Annotated in this window: 13 protein-coding genes; 2 read left to right on the top strand and 11 right to left on the bottom strand. The window is 39.9% G+C overall.

The genetic code is table 11. The features are described 5' to 3' along the window. Positions 1–3: 3 nt before the first annotated feature. A complete protein-coding gene (locus AC0L7T_RS08430; RefSeq protein ID WP_473342108.1) occupies positions 4–3126 on the bottom strand; it encodes a SusC/RagA family TonB-linked outer membrane protein in 3123 nt (1040 codons plus the stop codon). A 977-nt stretch (positions 3127–4103) separates the two neighbouring features. On the opposite strand from AC0L7T_RS08430, the gene AC0L7T_RS08425 reads away from it, so the two are divergent. Further along, complete coding sequence (locus AC0L7T_RS08425) at positions 4104–4982, top strand: AraC family transcriptional regulator (protein WP_473342107.1); 879 nt, start codon at positions 4104–4106, stop codon at positions 4980–4982. A gap of 374 nt (positions 4983–5356) precedes the next feature. On the opposite strand, the gene AC0L7T_RS08420 is transcribed toward AC0L7T_RS08425, so the two are convergent. The 8 genes from AC0L7T_RS08420 to AC0L7T_RS08385 form a co-directional block, all read right to left on the bottom strand. Next, positions 5357–6043, bottom strand: a complete 687-nt coding sequence (locus tag AC0L7T_RS08420) for a DapH/DapD/GlmU-related protein (protein ID WP_473342106.1) — start codon at positions 6041–6043, stop codon at positions 5357–5359. An 82-nt stretch (positions 6044–6125) separates the two neighbouring features. Beyond that, positions 6126–7694, bottom strand: coding sequence for a hypothetical protein (locus tag AC0L7T_RS08415; protein ID WP_473342105.1), 1569 nt, complete (start codon positions 7692–7694; stop codon positions 6126–6128). Between the two features lie 36 nt (positions 7695–7730). Next, the gene (locus tag AC0L7T_RS08410; protein ID WP_473342104.1) at positions 7731–8396 is read right to left on the bottom strand and encodes a fibrobacter succinogenes major paralogous domain-containing protein; all 666 of its coding nucleotides are present in this window, start codon (positions 8394–8396) and stop codon (positions 7731–7733) included. 62 nt (positions 8397–8458) lie between these two features. Beyond that, positions 8459–9919, bottom strand: coding sequence for a hypothetical protein (locus AC0L7T_RS08405; RefSeq protein WP_473342103.1), 1461 nt, complete (start codon positions 9917–9919; stop codon positions 8459–8461). 89 nt (positions 9920–10008) lie between these two features. After that, positions 10009–11484, bottom strand: coding sequence for a glycoside hydrolase family protein (locus tag AC0L7T_RS08400; protein ID WP_473342102.1), 1476 nt, complete (start codon positions 11482–11484; stop codon positions 10009–10011). A 94-nt stretch (positions 11485–11578) separates the two neighbouring features. Continuing rightward, on the bottom strand, positions 11579–13057 hold the full coding sequence (locus tag AC0L7T_RS08395; RefSeq protein ID WP_473342101.1) for a RagB/SusD family nutrient uptake outer membrane protein: 1479 nt from the start codon (positions 13055–13057) through the stop codon (positions 11579–11581). Positions 13058–13083: 26 nt separating this feature from the next. Beyond that, positions 13084–16302 (bottom strand): SusC/RagA family TonB-linked outer membrane protein, encoded by a 3219-nt coding sequence (locus AC0L7T_RS08390; protein WP_473342100.1) that lies wholly within the window; start codon positions 16300–16302, stop codon positions 13084–13086. Between the two features lie 173 nt (positions 16303–16475). After that, positions 16476–18026: a sulfatase family protein gene (locus AC0L7T_RS08385; RefSeq protein WP_473342099.1), complete on the bottom strand. Its 1551-nt coding sequence runs from the start codon at positions 18024–18026 to the stop codon at positions 16476–16478. Between the two features lie 831 nt (positions 18027–18857). Here AC0L7T_RS08385 and AC0L7T_RS08380 point away from each other — a divergent pair. Next, on the top strand, positions 18858–19775 hold the full coding sequence (locus tag AC0L7T_RS08380; protein ID WP_473342098.1) for a DUF5996 family protein: 918 nt from the start codon (positions 18858–18860) through the stop codon (positions 19773–19775). 786 nt (positions 19776–20561) lie between these two features. Here the strand turns inward: AC0L7T_RS08380 and AC0L7T_RS08375 are convergent. Then, positions 20562–21707, bottom strand: a complete 1146-nt coding sequence (locus AC0L7T_RS08375; RefSeq protein ID WP_473342097.1) for an acyltransferase family protein — start codon at positions 21705–21707, stop codon at positions 20562–20564. Positions 21708–21711: 4 nt separating this feature from the next. Beyond that, a complete protein-coding gene (locus AC0L7T_RS08370) occupies positions 21712–22833 on the bottom strand; it encodes a family 20 glycosylhydrolase (protein ID WP_473342095.1) in 1122 nt (373 codons plus the stop codon). Positions 22834–22848: the final 15 nt, after the last annotated feature.

Genomic DNA, 22848 nt, shown 5'->3' with positions numbered 1-22848 from the left:
TTATTAAAACCTAACATTTACACCCACCACATAAGACCTGATAAGCGGATAAAACCAATCCGCTCCTCCTGTTTGCATTTCAGGATCCCAACCTTTGTAAAATTTGGTGATCGTGAAAAGGTTTTCACCGGTGACGTACAAGCGCACATTGTCCAGGAAGGTATCTCCAATAAGGCCCTCTGGTAGCGTATAGCCGAGTTGCACGTTTTTCAACCTTACGAATGTGGCATCCCGGTTCCAGAAATCAACTGGATTGGAATTGTAGAAACCAGAAGCGGTAGCGATGATTGTTGGGTAAGCCGCATTGGGATCAGGATTTTCAGGTGTCCATCGGTTTTCATAAAAGTCCCTTTGCACATTACTATTGTTCTCTAATGGAAAGAAGAATTGACCAAGCGTTACAAAAGCATCCCTACCTCCTTCACCTTGAAACATAATGTTAAAGTCAAAATTCTTGTAATCCCCATTCAGTATAAGGGCATAGGTACTAAGTGGCAAAGGCTTGCCTATCACACTTCTGTCATAGGTGGAATTCACCACACCATCTGGAACCCCTTCAGGTCCACTGATGTCCATGTACTTGATTCCTCCAGGAATGGCCAGGTTTGAAAAGGGCTGGGTAGCATAACTCGCAACATCCGCTTCACTTACAAATAGACCATCACTCATAAATCCATACCTGCTCCCGATCGGTTGACCTAAAAACAAGCCTCTGGAGATATCTCTTTCAAGGTTGGCAATTTCCAATACCTGATTCTTTACAACCGAGAAAATAGCCGATGCACCGAAGTTGAATTCTCCAATGGAATTCCTGTAGCTAAGGTCAAAATCCCAACCTTTGTTTTCCACTTTCGCTGCATTGGATTCAGATGGCGTAGCTCCTAACAATCTGGAAACTGACACCGGGTAAAGGATATCGTTTGTGATTTTTACAAAATACTCACCTGAAAAGGATAGTCTGTTCTCAAATAGGGCCAAATCAACCCCTATATTGGTCATGGTGGTTGTCTCCCAGGTGATTTGCTTGTTGGCAATCGTCGTCACAGCACCTCCAGCAGAAAGCGAACCGCCAAATGGATAATTCTGTCCTAAAGCAATAAGGTCCTGATAAGGGTAGTTGGCAATGGATTGGTTACCCAATTTCCCCCAAGAACCTCTGACCTTGAAATCTGCAACCCATGGAAATGCATCCTGAAAAAAGCCTTCTTGTGCTAACCTCCAACCTGCAGAAAAGGATGGAAATAAACCCCATCTACTTTCCTCTGGGAATCTGGAAGAACCATCGTAACGGAAATTTGCTTCCAATAAATATTTGTCCTGGAAGTCATAATTTAGCCTTCCAAAATAGGAAGAAAGGGTATTCCTTGATGCTCCTCCATTATTGGTTGCACGAACGGTTGCTCCTGCATCGATTTCATAAATTTCATTGTTTGGAAAATCATCTCTGAAAGCTCCCAGGTATTTTGAGCTATAAGCTTGAGCAGATCGTCCCAAAAGCACCTGAAAAGAGTGATCATCAATATCCTTATTGTACTCTAGAAACGCTTGAAGCGTCAAAGCTGAACTTTGGTACCATCCTGTCCTTAAACTGTTTCTTTGAATTGCATAAGTAGAAGTGATAGGATAGGTCGAAATAAAAGTTTTACTTTCAGTAAGCCCTTGGGTGTAACCTGCCTGACCTGTAATTTTAAGGTCCTTTGTGATTTGGTAGATCATACTACCATTGGTATAGATATTGGATTCCTCCCCAGACACAAAGGATTGGCTGTTTAAATCTGCTTCTGGATGAGAGGTCTCATTTCGGCCATACAAACCATCAGCTGTAAAGCCTGGTATGGCATTTGAATTCCTCATGGCCCCAGCAATGATATTCCCTATACCTCCATTGCCATAAGGAGCGGATGGTTCATTGGAACTGGTTTTATTTCCGGCCAATTTGACACTGATGCTTAATTTATCACTTAGCTTACTATCCAGGTTAAGGCGCAAATTAACCCGATCAGCATTGTTCTTTTGGATGATACCCTGTTGGTCATAATAGCCTAAAGAGAACATGTATTGCGTTTCAGCAGTACCTCCACTTACGGATAAGTCATGCTTGGTTTCAGTACCTTGACCTGATCCAAATAAATGCCCAATATGATCAAAATTGGGATAATCAGGATTGTTTCCAGACCTAAACAACTCAATTTCATCATCCGTATACCTCCTTTGCTGGCCTAAATTCAGGTTGTTTTCATTGACCGCCAATCCATATTCCCATGAATTCAACATCTCGGGAATCATTGTAGGAGTTTGGCTGCTTACATAAGCATTGTACCTAAATACAGGTGTTCCTGACTTTCCTTTTTTGGTTTCTATAAGGATTACTCCATTTGCTGCCTTCGAACCAAAAATAGCGGCGGATGCGGCATCCTTAAGCACAGAAATGCTTTCAATATCATTGGGATCTACATCATCCAGGGAAGATTCTATCATGTCCACAAGTACCAAAGGACTATTGCCTGCAGAACTAAAAGTCCCCTGTCCCCTTATTAACAAAGAGGCACTGTTTTTACCGGGATTACCCGAACTTTGACGTACAGAGATCCCACTCATCTGTCCTTGTAAGGCAAGGGAGGATTTGGGTACCGATCTTTTCTCCAATGCTTCATTGGTCACTGTAGAAACAGATCCGGTTAAATTCACTTTTTTCTTGGTACCATAACCTACCACCACCACTTCTTCCAATCCCTTAAGGTCTTCGACTAAAGCAATGTCAATAAGGCTTCTTCCCATAATGGGCACTTCCTGGGTAATAAACCCAATAGAAGAAAAAATCAGGACTTCTGATCCATCCGGGACGTTAAGCTTGTAATTGCCCTCGACATCCGTGACAGTTCCACTAGAGGTCCCTTTAATCAAGATATTTACGCCTGGTAATCCAATTCCATCCGTTTGGGAAGTTACTTTCCCTGTTATATTAATGGCTTGTTTAGCAACATTAATGTCCACCTTATACCTATTCATTAAGGGAGCTCCTATCCCATAGGCAAATCCAGAACCAGTGAAAACAACCGGTGCGAAGATCCCCAGGAACAAGAAACTTAATAATCTGGTAAGTGGTCTGTAAATTAATTTTTTCATACTTTCGTGGTTGTAGATTAAACTTAGTTTTTCTGCATTTCCTATTCATCTTAAGATTGCAAATCGATACAAATGAGTAGGATCATTAATTGGCCGGAGATCATCCCCATGATCTTCGGCTTTTTATTTATTATTTTATTATCTGTAGCATTGACAATATCTATTGGAGCTACGATAATATTCTTACCAAATTTAATTATTCCCTTCCCGACAATCCTATACTTTTTCCTAGATCTAAGATACTATCTTATAGAATGGCCACATTTTAATGTTTATGACAAAAAATATCCCTTAACCAATCCGATGTTGCCGTTCTATAATTATTACAGTAATACATGTTCTTTTTGCGTTTTTTAGTACTAATGAGATTTTATACAAGGGAATAGGGCGGTATCAAATTTCCTTCATTTAATATTTGAAGCAGGCTGACTGGCTATTAAGAAAAGGATTACCATTTTTGGTTGGTATCTGACAGTGTAATTCTTACTGGAAGCAACTTAATCCCAAGGGGGATCGACTTTTGGGAAATCAAAAAGGTAATCTTACAATTTTTCCTTACGCTACTAAGCAATGTTAAACCTGTTTAGACAAAAAAGAAATGATTTATCTGATAGTCTTTTACTACTGTAAATCAGAATTTCCTTTTTCACAACTCCAATGAAAATATCTTTTATAATCAGCGATATAAGCTGGACAGGAATCAAAAACTTCCATTTATTCTATAATTTGCTGCTTTTCGATCTAAGCAACTGCAAAAAGATCTAAAAGCGCCAAAAAACTCCATCTTTCCATTTTTACTTATTTATGCCATAATCTTTTAGCCTATTTTATTCTCCTAACGAAAGCAAGAAAGGATTAAAAAAATAAGAAGGAGTATTAATATTTTTTATAATTATGGTGCTATATTTAAGCAGATAAGCCCATCCCTTTTATTTATTCATACTTTAAATTATATTATTAAACAAAAGGAGGAACTTATGAAATCGATCGAAGTAAGACTGCCAAAGGATTTCGATAAATCTTTTATAGTATTTAAAGAAAAAGGGCAATATTTCCCTTGCCCCTGGCATTATCACCCTGAATACGAGTTGGTTTTTGTACTCAAAAGTCAAGGTAGAAGAATGGTAGGTGACCATATTGGATACTTTAATGAAGGTGACCTGGTTTGTATGGGCCCCAACCTACCCCATGTTTGGATTAATGAATCCAGATTCGTAAATGGGCTGGCCTGCTATGATGCCGAGGCTATTGTAATCCATTTTCAGAAGGATTTTTTAGGGGAAAATTTTCTTAATATTCCAGAGATGGAAACTTTGAAGAATTTCTTCCGGCTTACCAAAAGGGGATTGGCATTTCATGGAAAAACCAAAGAACAAATTAATGCCTTAATGAAAGACATGGTTCATATGAATGGTATCCAACGCTTGTCCAGTTTACTTTCTATTTTTGACATATTTTCCCAAACCCAGGAATATGAATTACTTGCCAGCGTGGGTTATTTAAATCAGATTGAACCTCATAGTTCAGACAGACTGGACAAAATAAAAACTTATATTCATGAAAATTTCGACAAAGACATCACATTACCTGAAGTGGCTTCGCTTGCAAATATGGCAGTAACCACTTTTTGTAATTTTTTCAAAGAGAAGTACCGAATTACCTTTGTTGAATACTTGCACATGGTGCGGCTGGGACATGCTTGCAAAATGCTTTCCGAAACAGATAGGTACATTGTAGAAGTTGCCTATGAAAGTGGTTTTAATAGTCTGGCAAATTTTAACAGGCAGTTTAAGAAATATAAAAAAATGACCCCCACCGATTTTCGAAAGATAGTCAACACACAAGAGGTGGCATAGCTGGAATTATGAAAATGGGGGTCTGTGGTCAAGAAACTGATCAAACAGAGTAAGGAGGTAGTTGTAAGGGTGGGCTAGAAAATGTCAAATTAAAAAGGCTACTTTGTCATAAAGACCTACAGGCATTCCCCAGCCAGCAGAAGCTTCCTGTTTATCTAGTTTAGAAAGAATGCCAGTCTCCAGAGGTTTTGCCCATTAATTAAACATCTATAAATAGCTATAACTCTTGCCTAAAATCATTAGGAGATGATTGGCTCAGCTACATCTTTTACACCGTTACTTGCTAAAGGTATTGCCTGAATTTCAACTTCTATGAGCCCAATCAAAATTTCTAATATAAAATAATAGGCTAAAATAAATTTATAAACATTTTATTATCCTGGTGTTTTTCCGAAATATTCTTCTTCCTCCCAGGTACCATCATCACCTGTATTATCCCAAAGATCAAGCCCTGTAAAGATTTGCCTAGGATCATTTCTTTTACCATATTTTTCTGGAAGTGGTTTGAATTTAGCAGGTACGCCATAGGCCAAAGAATTTGGCGGAATATCATTTAAAACCGTACTGCCTGCCCCAATGAAAACATTGTCTCCAATATTTATCCCCGGACCTAATGTTACTCCCCCACCTATAATTACATTGTTGCCTATTTTAGTTTCGGCTACAAGTGGCTCCCTCATAGGGAATTTGGCATTCAAAATATTTACTCCTGGACCAATAAATACCATTTCTCCAATTGTCGTCCTACTTGGAATATATACATTTGCCATAATTTTAACCCCCTTCCCAATTACAATTTTCCCCTCTAAAATACAGCCATGTAATATAACCACCCTGTCTCCAATATCACATTCTGCCCGAATGGTAACATTATGTCCACAGGTAAACCGGTCACCTATTTTTGTGTCTGCATAGATTACCGTACCACTATGTATTCTTGCCCGCTCCCCGAGAACAGCTACTTTTCGCCAACCTTTGTAGACATATCCTAACATTACATTAGGTGAAACTTCACTATCTCCCCCAATCACACAATTTCTCATTTCTGAAATATTTTCCATGGTATTTTTGCCTATTTTTTATTTCGCAATCCGTTTAAATTTATAGCAGTTGCTCCAGTAGCATCAATTTATCATGATTATGTCATCTGGCAAATTCAGCTAATTTTAGGATTGCTACATCTGCACAGGCATCTCCTGCTGGTTCCTTATATGGTGGAATAAATTCTCTTGCTACATACAGCTTATGTGGTAATTGATCTTTTTTATCCTTCCAATCCACAAAGGATCCAAAACTTCCTCTATACCTATAATTCCCGGACATATATTCTCTATCGTCAACACCGGAGGCATCAGGAATATACCCAAAAGAACCATCCGTGTATCCACAGGTAAGAACAAATGGAAGCTGAGAATTGGCCTTAATTTTCAATCCCGTTTCCACAAATGCTTCATAAGGCATTCCTACAAAGCCTACATCCCCAAACCTTGCTACGACAATATCAATTGGCAAATAATCGGGTATATTAACTAAGTTATAAGTCTCATGTTGCTCGAGAGCCCAGACGTACCATGGCCTTACCAATTCAACCAGCCTGGCCCGGTAAGGCGGGGTCAATGCTTTTGGAAAGTTCATACCTATGCATTCCAAAGTGTTTTCATCGCCCTCATTCCCACGCTTGATAAAATCATCCATTTCCATCAAATCCTTTTTCAAACTTTTTTCATCCGGTAATTCAGATAAAGGGATTTTCACCTGTTCTCTGCTCCATTCAAAACCCATTCTTTTTGATGGACTTAAGGATTTAGCTGCAATGATAAAAGATTCCCCCAGATTCTCCCCTAGCTGCCTTGCCTGTTCTATGGTTCCCGTCAACATATGCTTGCCATTAATATTACCCCCACAGCCCTGAACAAATGCAACAGGAACTCCCCCTAAATGTCTGGATAGAATTTCAGAAGCTTCCTGTGGAAACTGACCATAACTAATCATTTTTTCAGGGCTATAAGCAGCAACAGGGTGACCTGTAAAGAAAGATATTGCTGCAACAGGTTTGGCTTCTTCATCCTTGAATACAACAACACCTGCATCTGGATCAATTAGACCATGGTAGCCCTCTCCCTTTAAATTGATTCTATCTTCTTCCCTCATAAAATAAGTAGTACCATCTATGCGAACTCCCTTTCTGTTATAGGTAATCCTGTTTTCCTCTGCGACACCCCACTCCACTGATACTGGAGTAAGCCGGCTAGAAATTTCATCCGCCGCCTTGGAAAATTCACGCATAAACTCCCTTCCCAGCTCCCAGGAAAGAAAATCAGAACTACCCTTTTCCGGCATATCCACCTCCCTGACGTCAGGAAAGGGAATGGTATGATTGTGAGAAGAATTGGTAACAATAGCCTCAACAGGGATACCCAGTTTTTTTGACAGTTCATTTACACAAAAATCATGAAGGGCTCCTCTTTCAATTCCTAGTGGGGAGGTAAAAAGACAAAGTTTATTGTCCCCCTGACGGAAAAAAAGAAGGGTGTTTTTTAAGTCGCCATGAACTTCTTCAATTTTATTGCCTGTTCTTGAATGCCCACTAGGTGTTCCTACCTTTGGCTGTATAGAGAAGGTATAGGCAGCTATTTCCAATTTTTCTACCTGAGCCATACCATTTGTAGAATAAATAATTAATAGTAAGAAAATAAAATTTAGCCTAATCATATGTTTTTTTATTTACCTATATAATTTAATAATTACTTAATCTTTTAAGATGCGAACATAGAGTCCTGCTGTTTTAACAAAACTTACCTTTTCCAATTTTTGATTTTGACCAGAGAGTTTAAAGCACCAGCCATTGTCCACAAGGTATCTGGAAGAACTCCACCATATCCCCATTGAACCGGCACCATAAAATGGACCACCAGCGAAACCAGAGCTTTCGTGGCTTCGGTAGCCACCAGGTAGTCCAGAGAACGCACTTGAATTGTCACCTGAAAATTCTGATTTCCATCCATTACCTGATTTCATTTTTTCTCCTGCATTATCCATTCCTCCAAGATAATCCGCTAATTCAGTCCATTCCTTTTCATTGGGTATATGCCAGCCCTCAGGGATCAGTCCTCGGGGATCCACCAATGCCCACCAATTGTATAATTTCCCGTATTCTTTACCATATTCGGGATTATTGTTGTAATAGCACCAGGCTGGTAAACCTTTAATAGAGGCATTTTCCCACTCCTCAAAAGTATTGGCTTCATATAAAGGGTCTCCATTATTGAAATGGGTAACATCAAGGTTTTTTATTGCCCATTCCTGCTTACCAATAGGTAAGCTTTTAATAGCATCTTTCATTTTTTCCTGAGCATTACCATGAACAGGAAAAATGAAAAGAATAAATAAAAACTTAAATAATGTATTTTTCATGGGTTTGGATGTATGATTATTTATTATCTCCATTGATCCTACAATTTTTTCCCCTCTCCCAATTATTTGAATTGGATGGAATAAAGATTAGCCTCTTTCATAAACAACTTTAACCGAACAGGCTTTGAGGCAAGTAGGCTTACACTTTTACTATTTTTCCAGGATACTGTTCCTGCGATTTGGTTGCCAATTAGTGGCAAAGATTCTTCCTTACTATATTCTGGAATCGGTTGCCCGAATTCATCCTGTATTTCAACCCGAATCTCCCCACCCGCAGAGGTAGAAAAATTAACCTCAAGTTCATCCCCAGAAAAGGTGAAAGTTTTGGTAAGCACTGTTCCACCCTTGTAGGGAGCTTGTAGGGAGGTAAATCCATCCAAACGCATAGAGTATCTGCGCAAATGGCCAGTAGGTTGTGCATAATCCTGATTGACGTAAACCGACATTTCATTCGAACCTGTCTGAACTACATTAAGTGCAGGATAATTGGTCCTCGCAGACCAGTTGTTCATTCCAATCCCCGGTCGAATAAACGACTCCATAAACGTACGGTCATAAGTATTACCACCACGACTGGTCATAAAAAAGGGTTCGGAAAGGCCCTTGTATTGGCTTGGGTCCACATTCAAATCAGAAAGCTGTTCTTCTGTTATAATCTGCCGATGAGGGATAAACCTGGAACCTATAGCCACATAAATATGGGGGGCTCTAAAATAAGGACTTGTTTGTTGTATATAGATATGCTCATACGGAGTATTACCATACGACATTTCTTTGGGCGCTGACCAATTTATAAAATCATTGGAAACAGCCCGACTAACAGATCTATACCCTTTGATACCTCCTCCTGTCCAGGATCGGAAATAGCAAACGTACATTCCCTCACTCTCCGACCAAAAAGAGACATTCTGTGAATCCAACAACCCATCTTTTAATACGCCATCCATTTGTAGCTTTTTCCAATGAATACCGTCTGGAGAGGCATATGGAATAAGGCCAGAAGTAGAACTACCTCCAAAAGCTTTGTATTTTTTTTCAGGATCTACATCTGGGTTTTTATCAATAAAGGGACTGAAATTATGGGTTTCAGGCTCGGTATCCAGAAGGACGTTATTGGCTTTCGACCCGTTTACTTCAATAATTCCCAATGTTGGCTTTATCCAAGTAATTCCATCTTTAGACTCTGCATAACAAGTATTTTGAGTGGTTTTCCCATTGGCTATGTTATGCCTTCCTCTATAATAAGCACGATATAAATCTCCGTCATGGATAATGGTAATGTAGGCAGGTGCAAAACTTTCCCAGGGTTTATCAAAATAAATGACTGGCCCTTCATCTATAGGGATATGTTTAACCAATTTGGCTCCTTCCAGATTTTCGATAAGAAAATTATCAACAAAAATCTCTCTTCTATTCCCTAATTCTATAATTTCCTTGATTGAAAAATTTTCTAATCCTATAAAACTGCATAGAACGATACAGCTACACAGAAATAAAACACCAATGGATTTATGCTTGTTCATATCTATAAATTTGTTGGTTAAGATTAAGGTTTAAGTGGCATAAATAACCCGTTTCAATCTCCCAAAATATTTTGCTTAGCATTCAAATGTTAATTGAATTTTAAGGAATACAGGTCAGCATCTTTCATATAAATATGCAAACGCACTGGTTTGGATGCCAGATCGGTGAGTTTTCTACCCTCTTTCCAAGTAACAATCTTTGCTATTTCATTCCCAATTAATTCTTGTGATTCCTCCATGGTGAACCCAGGAATCGGGATACCATTCTCGTCCTGAATTTCAATCCTGATCTCTCCAACCGCAGCAGTTGAGAAGTTCAACTCAAGCTCATCCCCTTTAAAAATAAATGGTTTTGTAATGACTGTTCCTCCCTTGTAAGTTCCTTGGATAGAAGAAAAACCATCCAAGCGCATGGAATACCTGCGGAGGTGTGCTGTTGGCTGCGTATAATCCTGACTGACATAAACGGACATTTCTTGAGGCCCTGTTTGAACCACATTTAAGGCTGGAAAATTGGTACGGGCTACCCAATTGTTCAATCCTATGCCTGGGCGAATAAATGCCTGCATAAAGGTTCTGTCATATTCATTGCCACCACGGGTGGACATTATATAAGGTTCTGCCAGTCCTTTATGTTGGGTTGGATCTACCTTTAATTCGGTAAGCTGTTGTAGGGTACCAATCTGTCTATTGGGCAATAACCTTGCACCAATGGCAACGTAAAGATGGGGAGCTCTGAAGTAAGGACTCGTCTGCTGGATATAAAGGTGTTCGTAAGGAGCATCTCCATAAGTCATTTCCTGAGGTTCGGACCAATGAATAAAGTCCTTAGAAGTTGACCTACTTATGGATCTGAATCTACCTTCTTTTGTGAAAATACGGAAATAACAAACATACTGTTCTTCACTTTCAGACCAGAAAGCCACATTCTGGGAATCGAATGCACCCTCTTTAATCACACCTTCCTCTTGCAGTTTTTTCCAATTTATCCCATCAGGGGAAGTGTAAGCAATCAGACCAATTGATTCCCTACTTGTTCCACCCAGAGCTTTGTATTTTTGATCAGGCAATGCCTTGGGATTTTTATCAATGAAAGGGCTGAAATTATGGTGAACCGGCGCTTCATTTGCCAACACAATATTATTTTTTCGTGAACCTTCAAATTCAAACAAATCCAGCTCAGGCTTTTCCCAATTTATACCATCTTTGGATTCTGCATAACATGTCCATTCCTCATTGGTATAAGGCTTCCTTTCTCCTCGAATTCCTGACCGGTAGTAGGCCCTGAATAGGTCACCATCTTTTAATATGGTGACATACGCTGGAGAAAAAACCTCCCAAGGCAGGTTATATTTAAAAGCGATTCCTTCATCAACAGGAGTATGTAAAACCAAATTGAGCCCATCCAGCTTATCTATTAGGAAATAGTCTAAAAAGATTTCTCTTTTATTTCCCATTTGAATAATATCCTCAACCAGGTGATTCGGTTTTTTAGCATCCATGAATCCAAAAAAGATTACTGAAACACCCAAAAAAAGCAGTTTGCTCAAATAGTTTTTTTTCATTCTGGTAATATTTTGTAATTCCTATTACTCATTTGCTTTAAACAAGAAATTGAAATCAGGAAATTCATTTACAATTAAAGAAACATTGAATCCATCAATACCCTGGATTCTGTTCCACCAAAGGTTCCAAACTAAGAATATCTTGATCGATGGGGAATAATAGCTGGTGTTCGCTTCCCCCTTCTAGTAGTGGGACTTTTTCGAATGCCTTACCAAACCTGACCAAATCCCACCAACGTTTCCCCTCATGCAACAATTCAAATAATCTCTCCTGAAGAATCGTTTCATCATTTTCCTCCTTGGTGCCATTTATATAAATATGGTCCTCAAAATTATCCCCGTAAGCACGTTTTCTTATTTTATTGATTTCTTCGGAAGGATCCTGACCCAATGCATTTTTTGCTTCGGCTTTCATCAAAACAATATCTCCATATCTGTAGAGAATAAAATCATCAAACATAACCCTCACTCCTCCGGAAATTATACCCGGCCATTTAAGATCAGTGTTGTACATAAAACTGGTCTCTCCATCTCTGGTTTGGTAAACTTGAATAAGATTGCCTTCCTTTCTAGCGTCCACCTCACTAAACTGGTTGGCCACTAAAGGTGCGATCTGCCAATATGGATTCTTCCCTGAAAATGGCGAAACTTTTTCTATGGTTTCCATATCTGTGAAAGGGAATGTAGGGGCTACGAGGGCGGTAATTCCCCCATATATAGTTCTAGTTGGGGATTCTCCCTCCTGGAACCTAACAGCCATGATAATCTCATTATTCCCTTTGTTTTCAAATTCAAAAATGCTAGAATAATCTTCAAGTAGTTCTACATTGCTTGCTTCAATTTGGGAAATAGCGGTTAATGCAGTATTAAAATCTGCTTCACCTCCGTTTAATCTTTTACCAGTCCATAAAAAAACATCTGCTTTGAGTGCATTTACGGCAGGCATTGACCATCTGTTTCTTCCTGTGGGAAAGGCATTATCGGAAAATAGGGATATCGCACTTTCTAGATCCCTTTTGATAAGGCTAAAAACTTCGGATTGAGCTGACCTCTCTCTGTAAATTGCTGCTGGATCAAAACCCTCAGTTGGGTCTTCAATTAATATAAGGTCTCCCCAGATTTTCGTCAAAGTAAAATAAACAAATGCCCTCATGGTATGTGCCTGGGCAAGAATATCGTTTTTTTCAGATTCACTTACAAAATCAATATTTGGTACATATTTCAAGATTAAATTGGCATCATGGATTATAGAATACATGGTTGTCCAATCCGGACCAGCATTGACATTACTTAAATCATTAGTAAAGACGTAGAAATTCACAGACGGATCAAAACCGAAATTCTGAACCCAAATTTCACTTCTCCCTTCCCCCCAAATAAATAGATTGGATGTAGCCTGAGTCCTCATTCTCACATACATTCCGTTTAATGCCCCTTCAGCCTCCTCCGGGGACTGCCAAAAAGAGGAATTTGTAATCTGGCTGATTGGAGTTAAAGTAAGATCCTCGGTACATGCGGTAAATGTTAATAACAAAAAGGAGGAGTATGTCAGATTTCTTAGTAATTCTTTCATATTCAGTCTATTTAATTAATTATTTTTTAGAAGGAAGGAGTAATTTGTAAACCTAAAGTCACATTTCTCGGCATTGGATATCTTCCAGAATCTGTCCCTCCTTCTTCTGGATTCAAACCTGTGAATTTGGTAAAATAGACAAGATTATTTGCAGTGAGATGCAGCCTTACATTGCCTAGCTTTTTAATAAGATCGGTAGGTAAATTATAGGATAGAGAAATCTCACGAAGACATAAAAAATCGCCTGCTTCGTAATATTGGGAATTCCCTCTCCATAAATTCTGCTTTTGGTTTTGATCCGCCCAATAATACCGCGGAATATCAGTGACATCACCCTGATTTTGCCAAGACCGGGTAATGGCGTTGGAAATGGCATTTTGGCCCGAAAAATTCCCTAATACCCTGGCTTTGGTCTCATTGTAAATCATATGTCCCAATGTGTAGTCCATCCGTATGGTCAAACCAAAATTCTTGTACCCAAACCTATTTGTAATGCCTCCAGTCCAATCAGGGAAGGTATTCCCCATAAAAATGCGGTCCTTATCATCAATTATTCCATTGCCATCCGTATCCAACCAGTTAACATCACCACCATGTTTGGTCTTATCAGTCCCGACCACCAACATATCCGTAGGACCAGCCAAGGCAGCTTCATCTGTGGGATAGATACCAAGCTGTTGATAAGCAAAAAGGTCTCCTATTCTACCTCCTTCTTGCAAACCCCCTTGCCAGGAATAATCACCAATACTTTCGTCCCAAATGTTTATTCCCCCAATTCGGTTGTTTTCAATTCCATTATCTGGTAGTTCAAGAATTTTTACCCTCACCAAGCTGGCGTTTAGAGAGGTGGCCCAGGAGAAATTGGAAGTTTCCGGGATTATCAATGCATTCAGTTCCACTTCGAACCCTTTATTTTCAAGGCTTCCTAAATTGGTTAAAATACTTGTAAACCCTGTTGACCTGGGCAAGGCAAGATTGGTAAGTAAATTATCGGTAACTCTGCGGTAAATATCGAAAATGGCATTTACCCTATTGTTAACAATCCCAACATCAAATCCAAAATTGAAAGTTTTGGATCTTTCCCATTGAAGTTCTGCATTTGCCAGAGTGGTATTATAAATAGCAGCATCACCATAATACCTGTCTCCCACCTGATAGGCCCCTTGAGACTGGTAACGGCCAAGTCCGCTTATGTTCCCGTTGATGCCATAACTTGCCCTAAGTTTCAAGGTTAAAAGGTCTTCTGGAAACACGTTCCAAAAATTTTCTCTATGAAGATTCCAGCCTAGGGATACTCCTGGAAAAAACCCCCATTTATAATTTTCCCCTAAATTGGAAGCACCATCATACCTTGCATTGATCGTCATTAAATATTTTTGGCTAAAATCATAGTTAACCCTACCAAAATAGCCATAAAGCAAAAGTTCCGTTTCCGACCCTCCTACACTCCAGGGGGTGGCCGATGCATTAAGAGTAGAAATAATGTCCGTTGCTGCATTTCTTCCTACTGCAGTTACATCCCTTTCCATTGATTTATAATAGGAATAGCCTGCAGTGGCTTTGATATTATGCCCATCCCCAAAAATTGTGGTATAATTCAATACAGCATCTGCCTGATGATCTACTGTATTAATTTGAGAGGATTGTGCCTGACGGTCTTCATTCAACACCAATGGGCCATTCAGGTAAGATTTAAGGAAATTTCTGCTAAAAAAACTATTGTTCACTATAGATAATTGAGGTCTAAATGTCAATCCCGGCAATATATCCCAGTGCGATCCTACTACAAACATATAATTCGCCCTCTCCCTCTTCGAATCATACCTGCTTATGTAATAGGCCGGATTTCCATTGGTAAAAAGCCTTCCCGGGGCCAGAGATCCATCTTCAAATCTATACTTGGAAGTTTGGGCGGTATTGATGTTGTTTTTAAATACCACGCCTACACTTGGCACCTGAGAATCGGATACGTTGGCATAATTCAATCGTGCAAAAAAGTTTAGGTTATCACTTGCCTGTACATCCCCATTTAAATTCAGCGTTATTCTCTCGTATCCGGTATTGATTGCAATTCCAGGATTATTAAGATACCCTAATCCCATATTAAACCTTACCTTTTCAGAACCTCCGGAAACCGAAAAATTATGATCGTGGGTATAGGATTGTCTGAATACGGTTTTTTGAAAATCCAATCCCTTAAAAATCAAATCTTTGGAAGGGTCAAGAGGGTCTGGAATAGTTTCCCAAACTGCTCCCCATTCATCACCTGGAAGATCTAATAAATATTGGTTCTCAGGTGTAAGGTACATGGTGGTAAAGGCAGTGTTATTGGTTAAGTCATTGCCTGTTCCCCCTGCATTGGCCTGGGTAAGAAAATCAAGGACATTTGGAGACTTTATACCACTGGCAGCGATCCCTTTCCTCATAAAGTAAATAAAATCTTTTGGACTTGCCAGGTCATATAGTTGCCCTACATCCGATGAGGTCAGATTATAACTGTAATTAACTTGTGTTTCACCCGATTTGCCTGATTTCGTTTCCACGATAATAACACCGTTTGATGCTCTAGACCCATAAATTGAAGTGGCAGCAGCATCTTTTAAAACCTGTATGGATGCTATATCCCTGGAATTGATATGATCCATGTCATTCCTAATAACGCCATCTATTACATATAATGGAGTAGACCCATTGGGATTGTTAATGGAAGTACCTCCGCGCAAAACTACCCTGGGCCTTTCTCCCGGTTGGCCAGAGGTACTCTGTACTCTTAGTCCAGCAATGTTACCCTGTAATGCTGAAGCAGGATTAGCAAAAGTTAAGTTTTCAAGGACCTTATCGTCCAATTTTGAAACCGAAGTGGTTAAGGTTTCCCTGGATTGCTCCCCATAACCAATTACCACCACTTCTTCCATGTCAGATATGGAAGGCTGCATTGACACATCCACCTGAGTACTATTGCCAATATTTACCTCTTGGGTTCGAAAACCTATAAAGGAAAATACAAGTGTATTACTGTTTTCCGGCAAGCTGACACTATAGGTTCCGTCAATATCAGTAATTGTACCCATTGAGGTTTCTTTAACTAATACATTGACTCCTGGGATGGATTCACCTGCATTGTCTGTTACGGTACCTACGACGGTTTTGGTTTGCTGACTAAAGCTATATTGCAGGAAGCACATACAGACAAACAACATCAAAATTCTTTTCCACATAGGTGGAATGTGTATAACTACATTCATAGGAAAATGATTTTATTGGAATACTTTCATTTATCCTTTCAAAGATACTATAAGTAAAAAATAAAGGCTTCTACTATTTTATGCATATATAGTACAATGTTACGAGCATATTTAGGGTTGAAAATTAAGCTCATACATTATTAATCCAAACAAAAAGATGACTAATATTGAAGTTACTTCATAAGTACTGGAACCGGATGTTCCATTTTACCAGGGTTTCTTTGATTGACTCCTGGCTGACCATTATTTCCCAAATCATTATTGGCAATGGCTGCCAATTCCGTCAACCTTTTTACTATCTCAGGCTTTTCAGCAGCCAAATTATGAGAAGAAGAAATATCATTGACGACATTAAACAAAAGTGGCTGGTTCTCTTCTCCTTCTTTAAAATACGGATGAACCTTAAACTCCTTTAATGGCAGGAATAATTTCCATTGACCGGATCTTATGGCTTGAAGTTGGTCCATATAGTAATAATAAAAAACATCATGAGGGGTTTTTGCATCCTTTTCTCCAAGAATCAAAGGAAGAATGTTTTTACCATCAATAATCCGATCTTGGGGCACCTTGGCACCTGAAAGGTGGGCAAAGGTTGGAAGGAAGTCCATTGTGGTGGCCATCTCCTCGCTAATCGTTCCAGCAGAAACGGTACCCGGCCACCAAAAGATAGTTGGCACTCTAAAAGCGCCCTCAGCAGTAGTATAACCCCGACCTGTCAATGGTAGGTTTGTTCCCCTAACGGTGCTCATTGGATCCTCTGTCATTGGCGCACCATTGTCTGAAGTAAAAACTAGGATTGTATTTTCTTCTATTCCAAGCTCCTCTAACTTGTTCATTATTTGACCAACCGACCAATCCAATTCCTCGACACTGTCTCCCCAAGGGCCACCTTTACTTTTTCCTTTGAAAGCCTCACTGGCAAAAGGCTTGGTAGTACTTCCAGGCATCGCATGGGGCAGGTAAAGGAAAAATGGTGTATTTTGGTTTTCTTCTATAAAACCCAAAGCCTTTTCGGTGTAATCTTTGGTCAATAAATTTCTATCCACTCCTGCCCGAACAACATTCATGTTTTCCATCACAGGCAATGGAGGCCAATTTGACCCATTAAATCTTGTTCCAATCCGTTGACCGACTTCTTGCGTCATGTCATCACTATAAGGGATGCCATAAAAATAATCGAAGCCCTGATTGTTTGGTAAAAATTCAGGTTGGTCTCCTAAATGCCACTTCCCAATTAGCCCCGTCTTATAACCTACCTCTTTCAGTACTTCCGCTATGGTGATCTCTTCTGGATTTAAGCCATAGGGTGAAATAGGACGTAAAACCAGTCCATCTCTAGGATTGACATGCATGCCTACCCGCTGAGAATAGCAACCAGTCATAATGGATGCCCTGGAAGGCGTACAAACGCCTGCTGTAACCAAAAAATGGGTAAACTTGCGACCTTCTTTTACCATCCGGTTTAATGCTGGGGTGCGGATCACCTTGGACCCAAAAGGCTCAATGTCACCATAGCCCAGATTATCGCAGAATATTATAATAAAGTTAGGTGTCTTTTTTATAGTATCGATAGGTACCAGGTTTGTGAGATTGTTTCTTAACCCTGATTTCAACACTTTAGCATTAAGCTGCGCATGGCTAATGAACAATAAGAAAAAACAAGCAAAATAAATGAAAAGGCAATACCCTTTGCTCCTTTGAATTGAATTAGAAAAAGTTTCCATTTTATTAAGCTTTAATTAAGTCGATATATATATTCTATGAAAGATAAAAATATGGCTTTTAAAACATAAATACTTATAATATCTTATACATTACTGGTATTATATCATGAAAACACTTTGTTTAATATCCATTGCCATTTTATATTACACTACAGCACATTGAACCTAAAATAGAGCAGCACACATGGAGAACAGTCAAGAATTTTTATATCCCCCCCAATTTGGCAATGGATCTTTTATTAACTGACCGTGTCGTTCTACAATTAGAATCCCCTATGCATGTGGAAAGACATATTATTAAAAATACCCTTCTAAACTCTAAATTTTGGCTAAAGCCCTACTTTACGTGCTTATTCTTTAAATGGGCTAAAGCCCATTCCCATTAAATTGTTTTATATGAACAATGGGTTCGAGTAAACTTCTGAAATTGAAATCACAAAACCATTTTTTCAATAGCCCCAGCCTTAGCTGGAGATTAATGGGCGACTAGACACCGGTGGCTGAGCCTGTCGAGGCCACTCAATGAAAGTTGAAAACTTTCCGCACTAAAGGTCTAAGTTACGCTTCGCTAAACTTAGACCAGATCGGGTATAATAGCAGCCTGGATGCTAATTAACGAAAGTCGAAAACTTTCAGCATTTTAAGTCGGGTGATAAAGCACTGGCAGGCATATGGTAATAAAGGAATTTTTCGTATTTTAACATCGGTTAAGCTTTGTGTGTCTTTACCTTAACTAAACACAAGCGAGGTTTTGAACCGCCAAAAGAGATAACATATTTAACAATATTGAGTTTTTTTCATTAGCCAGATCAATATTTTAACCCCAAAATAATGAAGACAAAATCCCTAACTACCGAATGGCCGGTCCTCGATTTTGCAGCCATGCAAGGAACCATTGAGACCATCCACCAATGGATACAGATAATTGGTAAGATCCGTTTAAGAACAATGCCTTGGCAAAACCACTCCTGGCACACAACGTTGTACCTCTCTCCAGTGGGATATTCCACGCAGGCCATTTGTTTTAACGGTGGTATTTTTGAAATTGAATTGGATTTTGTCCACCATCAATTGCACATCAGTTCTTCAAATGCTGAAACGCAACACCTACCTCTGAAAACAAGTAGTATCGCAGACTTTTACAATGCACTTTTTGAAAAATTAGCTGCTTCAGGAATTGACATAAAAATTCATGGCAGTCCAAACGAAATGGAACCGGCCATTCCTTTTGCCAGCAATACTGCCATCAGTACATACGATCCTGAAGCTGCCAACCTACTTTGGAAAGCCATGCTCAAGTCAAATGGAGTGTTCAATAAATTCCGAAGTGGATTTATCGGTAAATCCAGCCCTGTACATTTATTCTGGGGTGCCTTTGATTTGGCGGTAACCCGATTTTCTGGAAGACCTGCCCCCTTACATCAGGGAGGAGTACCCAACATGCCGCTGGATGTAATGCAGGAAGCCTATTCTCATGAGGTAAGTAGTGCGGGATTCTGGCCAGGATCCAAAGATTCGCCCATGGCCGTTTATTATGCCTATGCCTATCCCGGTAATGAAGCCTATGCAAAGCAAAAAGTTTTACCCGAACAAGCATTTTACAGCCCTGAAATGGGAGAGTTTTTCCTAAAATATGAAGACGTACAATCCTCCTCTGAGCCGGAAAAAACACTAATGGATTTTTTACAGACCACCTACGAGGCAGCAGCCAATACCTCTAACTGGGACCGAAAGGCTTTGGAAAAGTAAATGGCCCATATTTTAATAGTTCCTTGGTTTTGTAGGTCAGTTAAATCCCCTACCCTTGATTAAGGGGGATTTGCGCCGAAATTAATTTTATGCTGACCGGGTATTAATTTCATCGGGCAAAGAAAGCCAATGGGTATGTCGTATCCGTTAATCCAATCGCTTCCAAATCCCCCTTGAAGGGGGCGCAGGGGGATTTATTGGTAAATTGTAAATATAAAGCAGTATTTAAACACTTATCTGTAAACTTTTTTATCTCAATAGCCCGCAGCTTTATTTGGAGGTAATTGAGTTATTCGGTACCGGTGGCTGAGCCTGTCGAAGGCAACTTGGAGGACTCTACAAATAGACCCCCTATCTATATGGAAAGGCAGACGATTAAAAAACCCTTCTACCCTCTTAATTTTGGCTAAAGCCTGGTTCTAATATCCAATCCTATAAATGGGTTAAAGCCTATTCCTATTGAATGGGCTTTATGGAACAATGGGTTCGGGTAAAATTCTGAAATTGAAATAATAAAGCCATTTGTCAATAGCCCCTAGCTTCAGCTAGGGGATGTCGGAAATTCATTCGTCTCTGGGGCTTTAGCCCAATCATTAACACAGGGTTTTCTCTTTCAAATTAGCCTATAATTGCAGCCATAAACCTAACTCAACGAAAGTTGAAAACTTTCGGCATTTTAGGTCTAAGTTACGCTTCGCTAAACTTGGACCAGGTTAGCAAACTTAGACCAGATACGGGAACCAAAATACCAAATTACAATAGCTTATTGTTCAGGTTTAAATCCCTCTATACCTTTATATACCAGCGGTTCTTATCCATCCACCAACCTATCAGCCATATGAGCAGCATAAAGGATATGGAAAACAATAAACTTGCCCAGCCTTCGGGGAACACTGGTTCAAATAGGGTTTTATAGGCCAGGTTACGAATGGATTGGCCTTGGATTTTAATCATACCTAGGGTTCTTACCAGTACGCCAGATAAGATGTACAAGGCCAAGGGGTTTTTTCCAAAGACTTCGAAAAAGTAAGCCCAGCCTTTGATGGACCGCACTTCCAATACAAACATCAGTACGGCTAAGGTAAGGGTGGAATAACCGACCGTTACGAGAACGAAGGAACTGGTCCAGATCTTTTTATTGATCGGAAACCCATAATCCCATAGGTAACCTGCGACTAGTAAAAGCACTGCAAACATGGCCAACCAAAGCACCGTCTCGATATTCCCTCCTCTTTTTTGGATTTGCAAGCCTACCCAATAGCCCAATAATACATTGACCATGGCAGGAAAAGAGCTCAACAGACCTTCCGGATCAAAGGCAACCCCATCCATTGTGTAGAGGTTGTCAGGGGAAAACAGCCATAAATCCAATCGGCCACTCGCATTGCCTACCAGTGAAAAAGGATCCATGCCCGGAACCCCAAGAAAAAGCATGACTAGCCAATACAAGACCAACACTACGCCACTCGTAATAAGAATTTTTCTCGCACTCAGGAAATAGATCAAGGTTGCCGCAAGGCCATAACACAAAGCTATTCTTTGCAAAACACCTAGAATTCTAATGCTAGTAAAGTCATAAGGTACCATCCCACTATCATTGATTCTAAAGAAAGGGAAAGCCGTAAGCAACAAACCAATAATAAATATCAGGGCGGTTCTTTTAAACACTTTGCCAAAATACTCCTTACTCCCCTTCAGTTTAAATTTACCAAGGCTGAAGCTCATGGCATTGCCTACCACAAATAAAAAGGAGGGAAACACCAAATCTGTAAGGGTTAAACCATGCCAGGAAGCGTGGGTTAAAGGACCAAAACTGGTACTTCCATCTCCGGGAGTATTGACGATCACCATCAATGCCAATGTCAAGCCTCGTAAAACATCCAATGATTGATACCTTTTTGAGGGAGTAGCGTAATCCAATGTATTTGTCATATTCTTACTTTGTTGAAATCTTATCTATCGTGTCAAACATCTGGACGAAAGTCACCCATGGCTGGGATTGTTCTTCCTTGGACTTGTCTTCTGAAGCCAGGTAATTTTCCAGTCCGTCCATAAACCCTGCAGCACCTGACCATACGGTTAATATTACGCCTTGAAATCGGTTTTTCATTGCTTCTGTTTGGTATTCCCTCCACCTAAACATGTCCATGACTTGCTGCACGCCCACCTGAGGGGTCTTCCATGCACAACTTATCACATCAAAACCCTTCATCGCAAACATTACCGGCGTTTGGTCCGGCCTTTCATAATGCCAATCACAAATCACCACATCTTTAGGGATCATGTCAATCGCTCGATGGGTGTTGTTCATGCTTGCTTCCCACATTCCTATGCCGGTGGTTTTACCATCGATCAACCTATCCCCCCAAATCCACAGCTTTTTCCCTTGCGCCTGTAGGTGATTTCTTATTTTGCTGACCTCACCAGCAAAAAGCTCCGCAGCATCTCTACCACTGCACCTGGGGCATTTATCATCCGCAATATAAAACACCTCATCCATGCCTGCATGAAAAGCATCTGTCTCGAACACTTCCACAATCTCATCCATTAAGTCAAAAACCACCTCATGCACACCAGGATGTAAAGGGCAGTAGCTTTTACAATACAAGCCATCTTCATTTGGCCATTTGTAATCAGCTGGAATTTGCACCTGCGGTGTCTCGTCAAATTCAGGATAAACCTTAAGTAAATTCCCAAGTGACCCTGCCCAGGATTGATGTCCGAGAAGATTGATCTGCGGAACCAATTTTATCCCATGCTTCCTTGCAACAGCCACCATTTTCTTGACATCCCCTTCGGACAATGTCACTTTATTTCGGAGCTCGGGATGGCTTTTAAATGCATAATTATAATCTACCCTCAGAATCAGCACATTTACACCTCTTGGAGCCAATACTTCCTCCATAAAGGTGACAAATCGATCGACATCCGCCTTTTGAGGAGCTGCAATGGCAAAACCTCTTACCGGCAAATCTGCCTTATGGATTTCCTGAGTATATGCAGATTGAAACAAAAAGAGCATGCCCAATAGCAATACAATTCTCTTGAATTTTTTCATGTTTTTGCCATTTGG

The sequence above is a fragment of the Cyclobacterium sp. 10D3-21 genome (genome assembly GCF_055809755.1).
The sequence above is the reverse complement of the archived record's forward strand: the minus strand, read 5'-3'. Positions and strand labels throughout refer to the sequence as shown.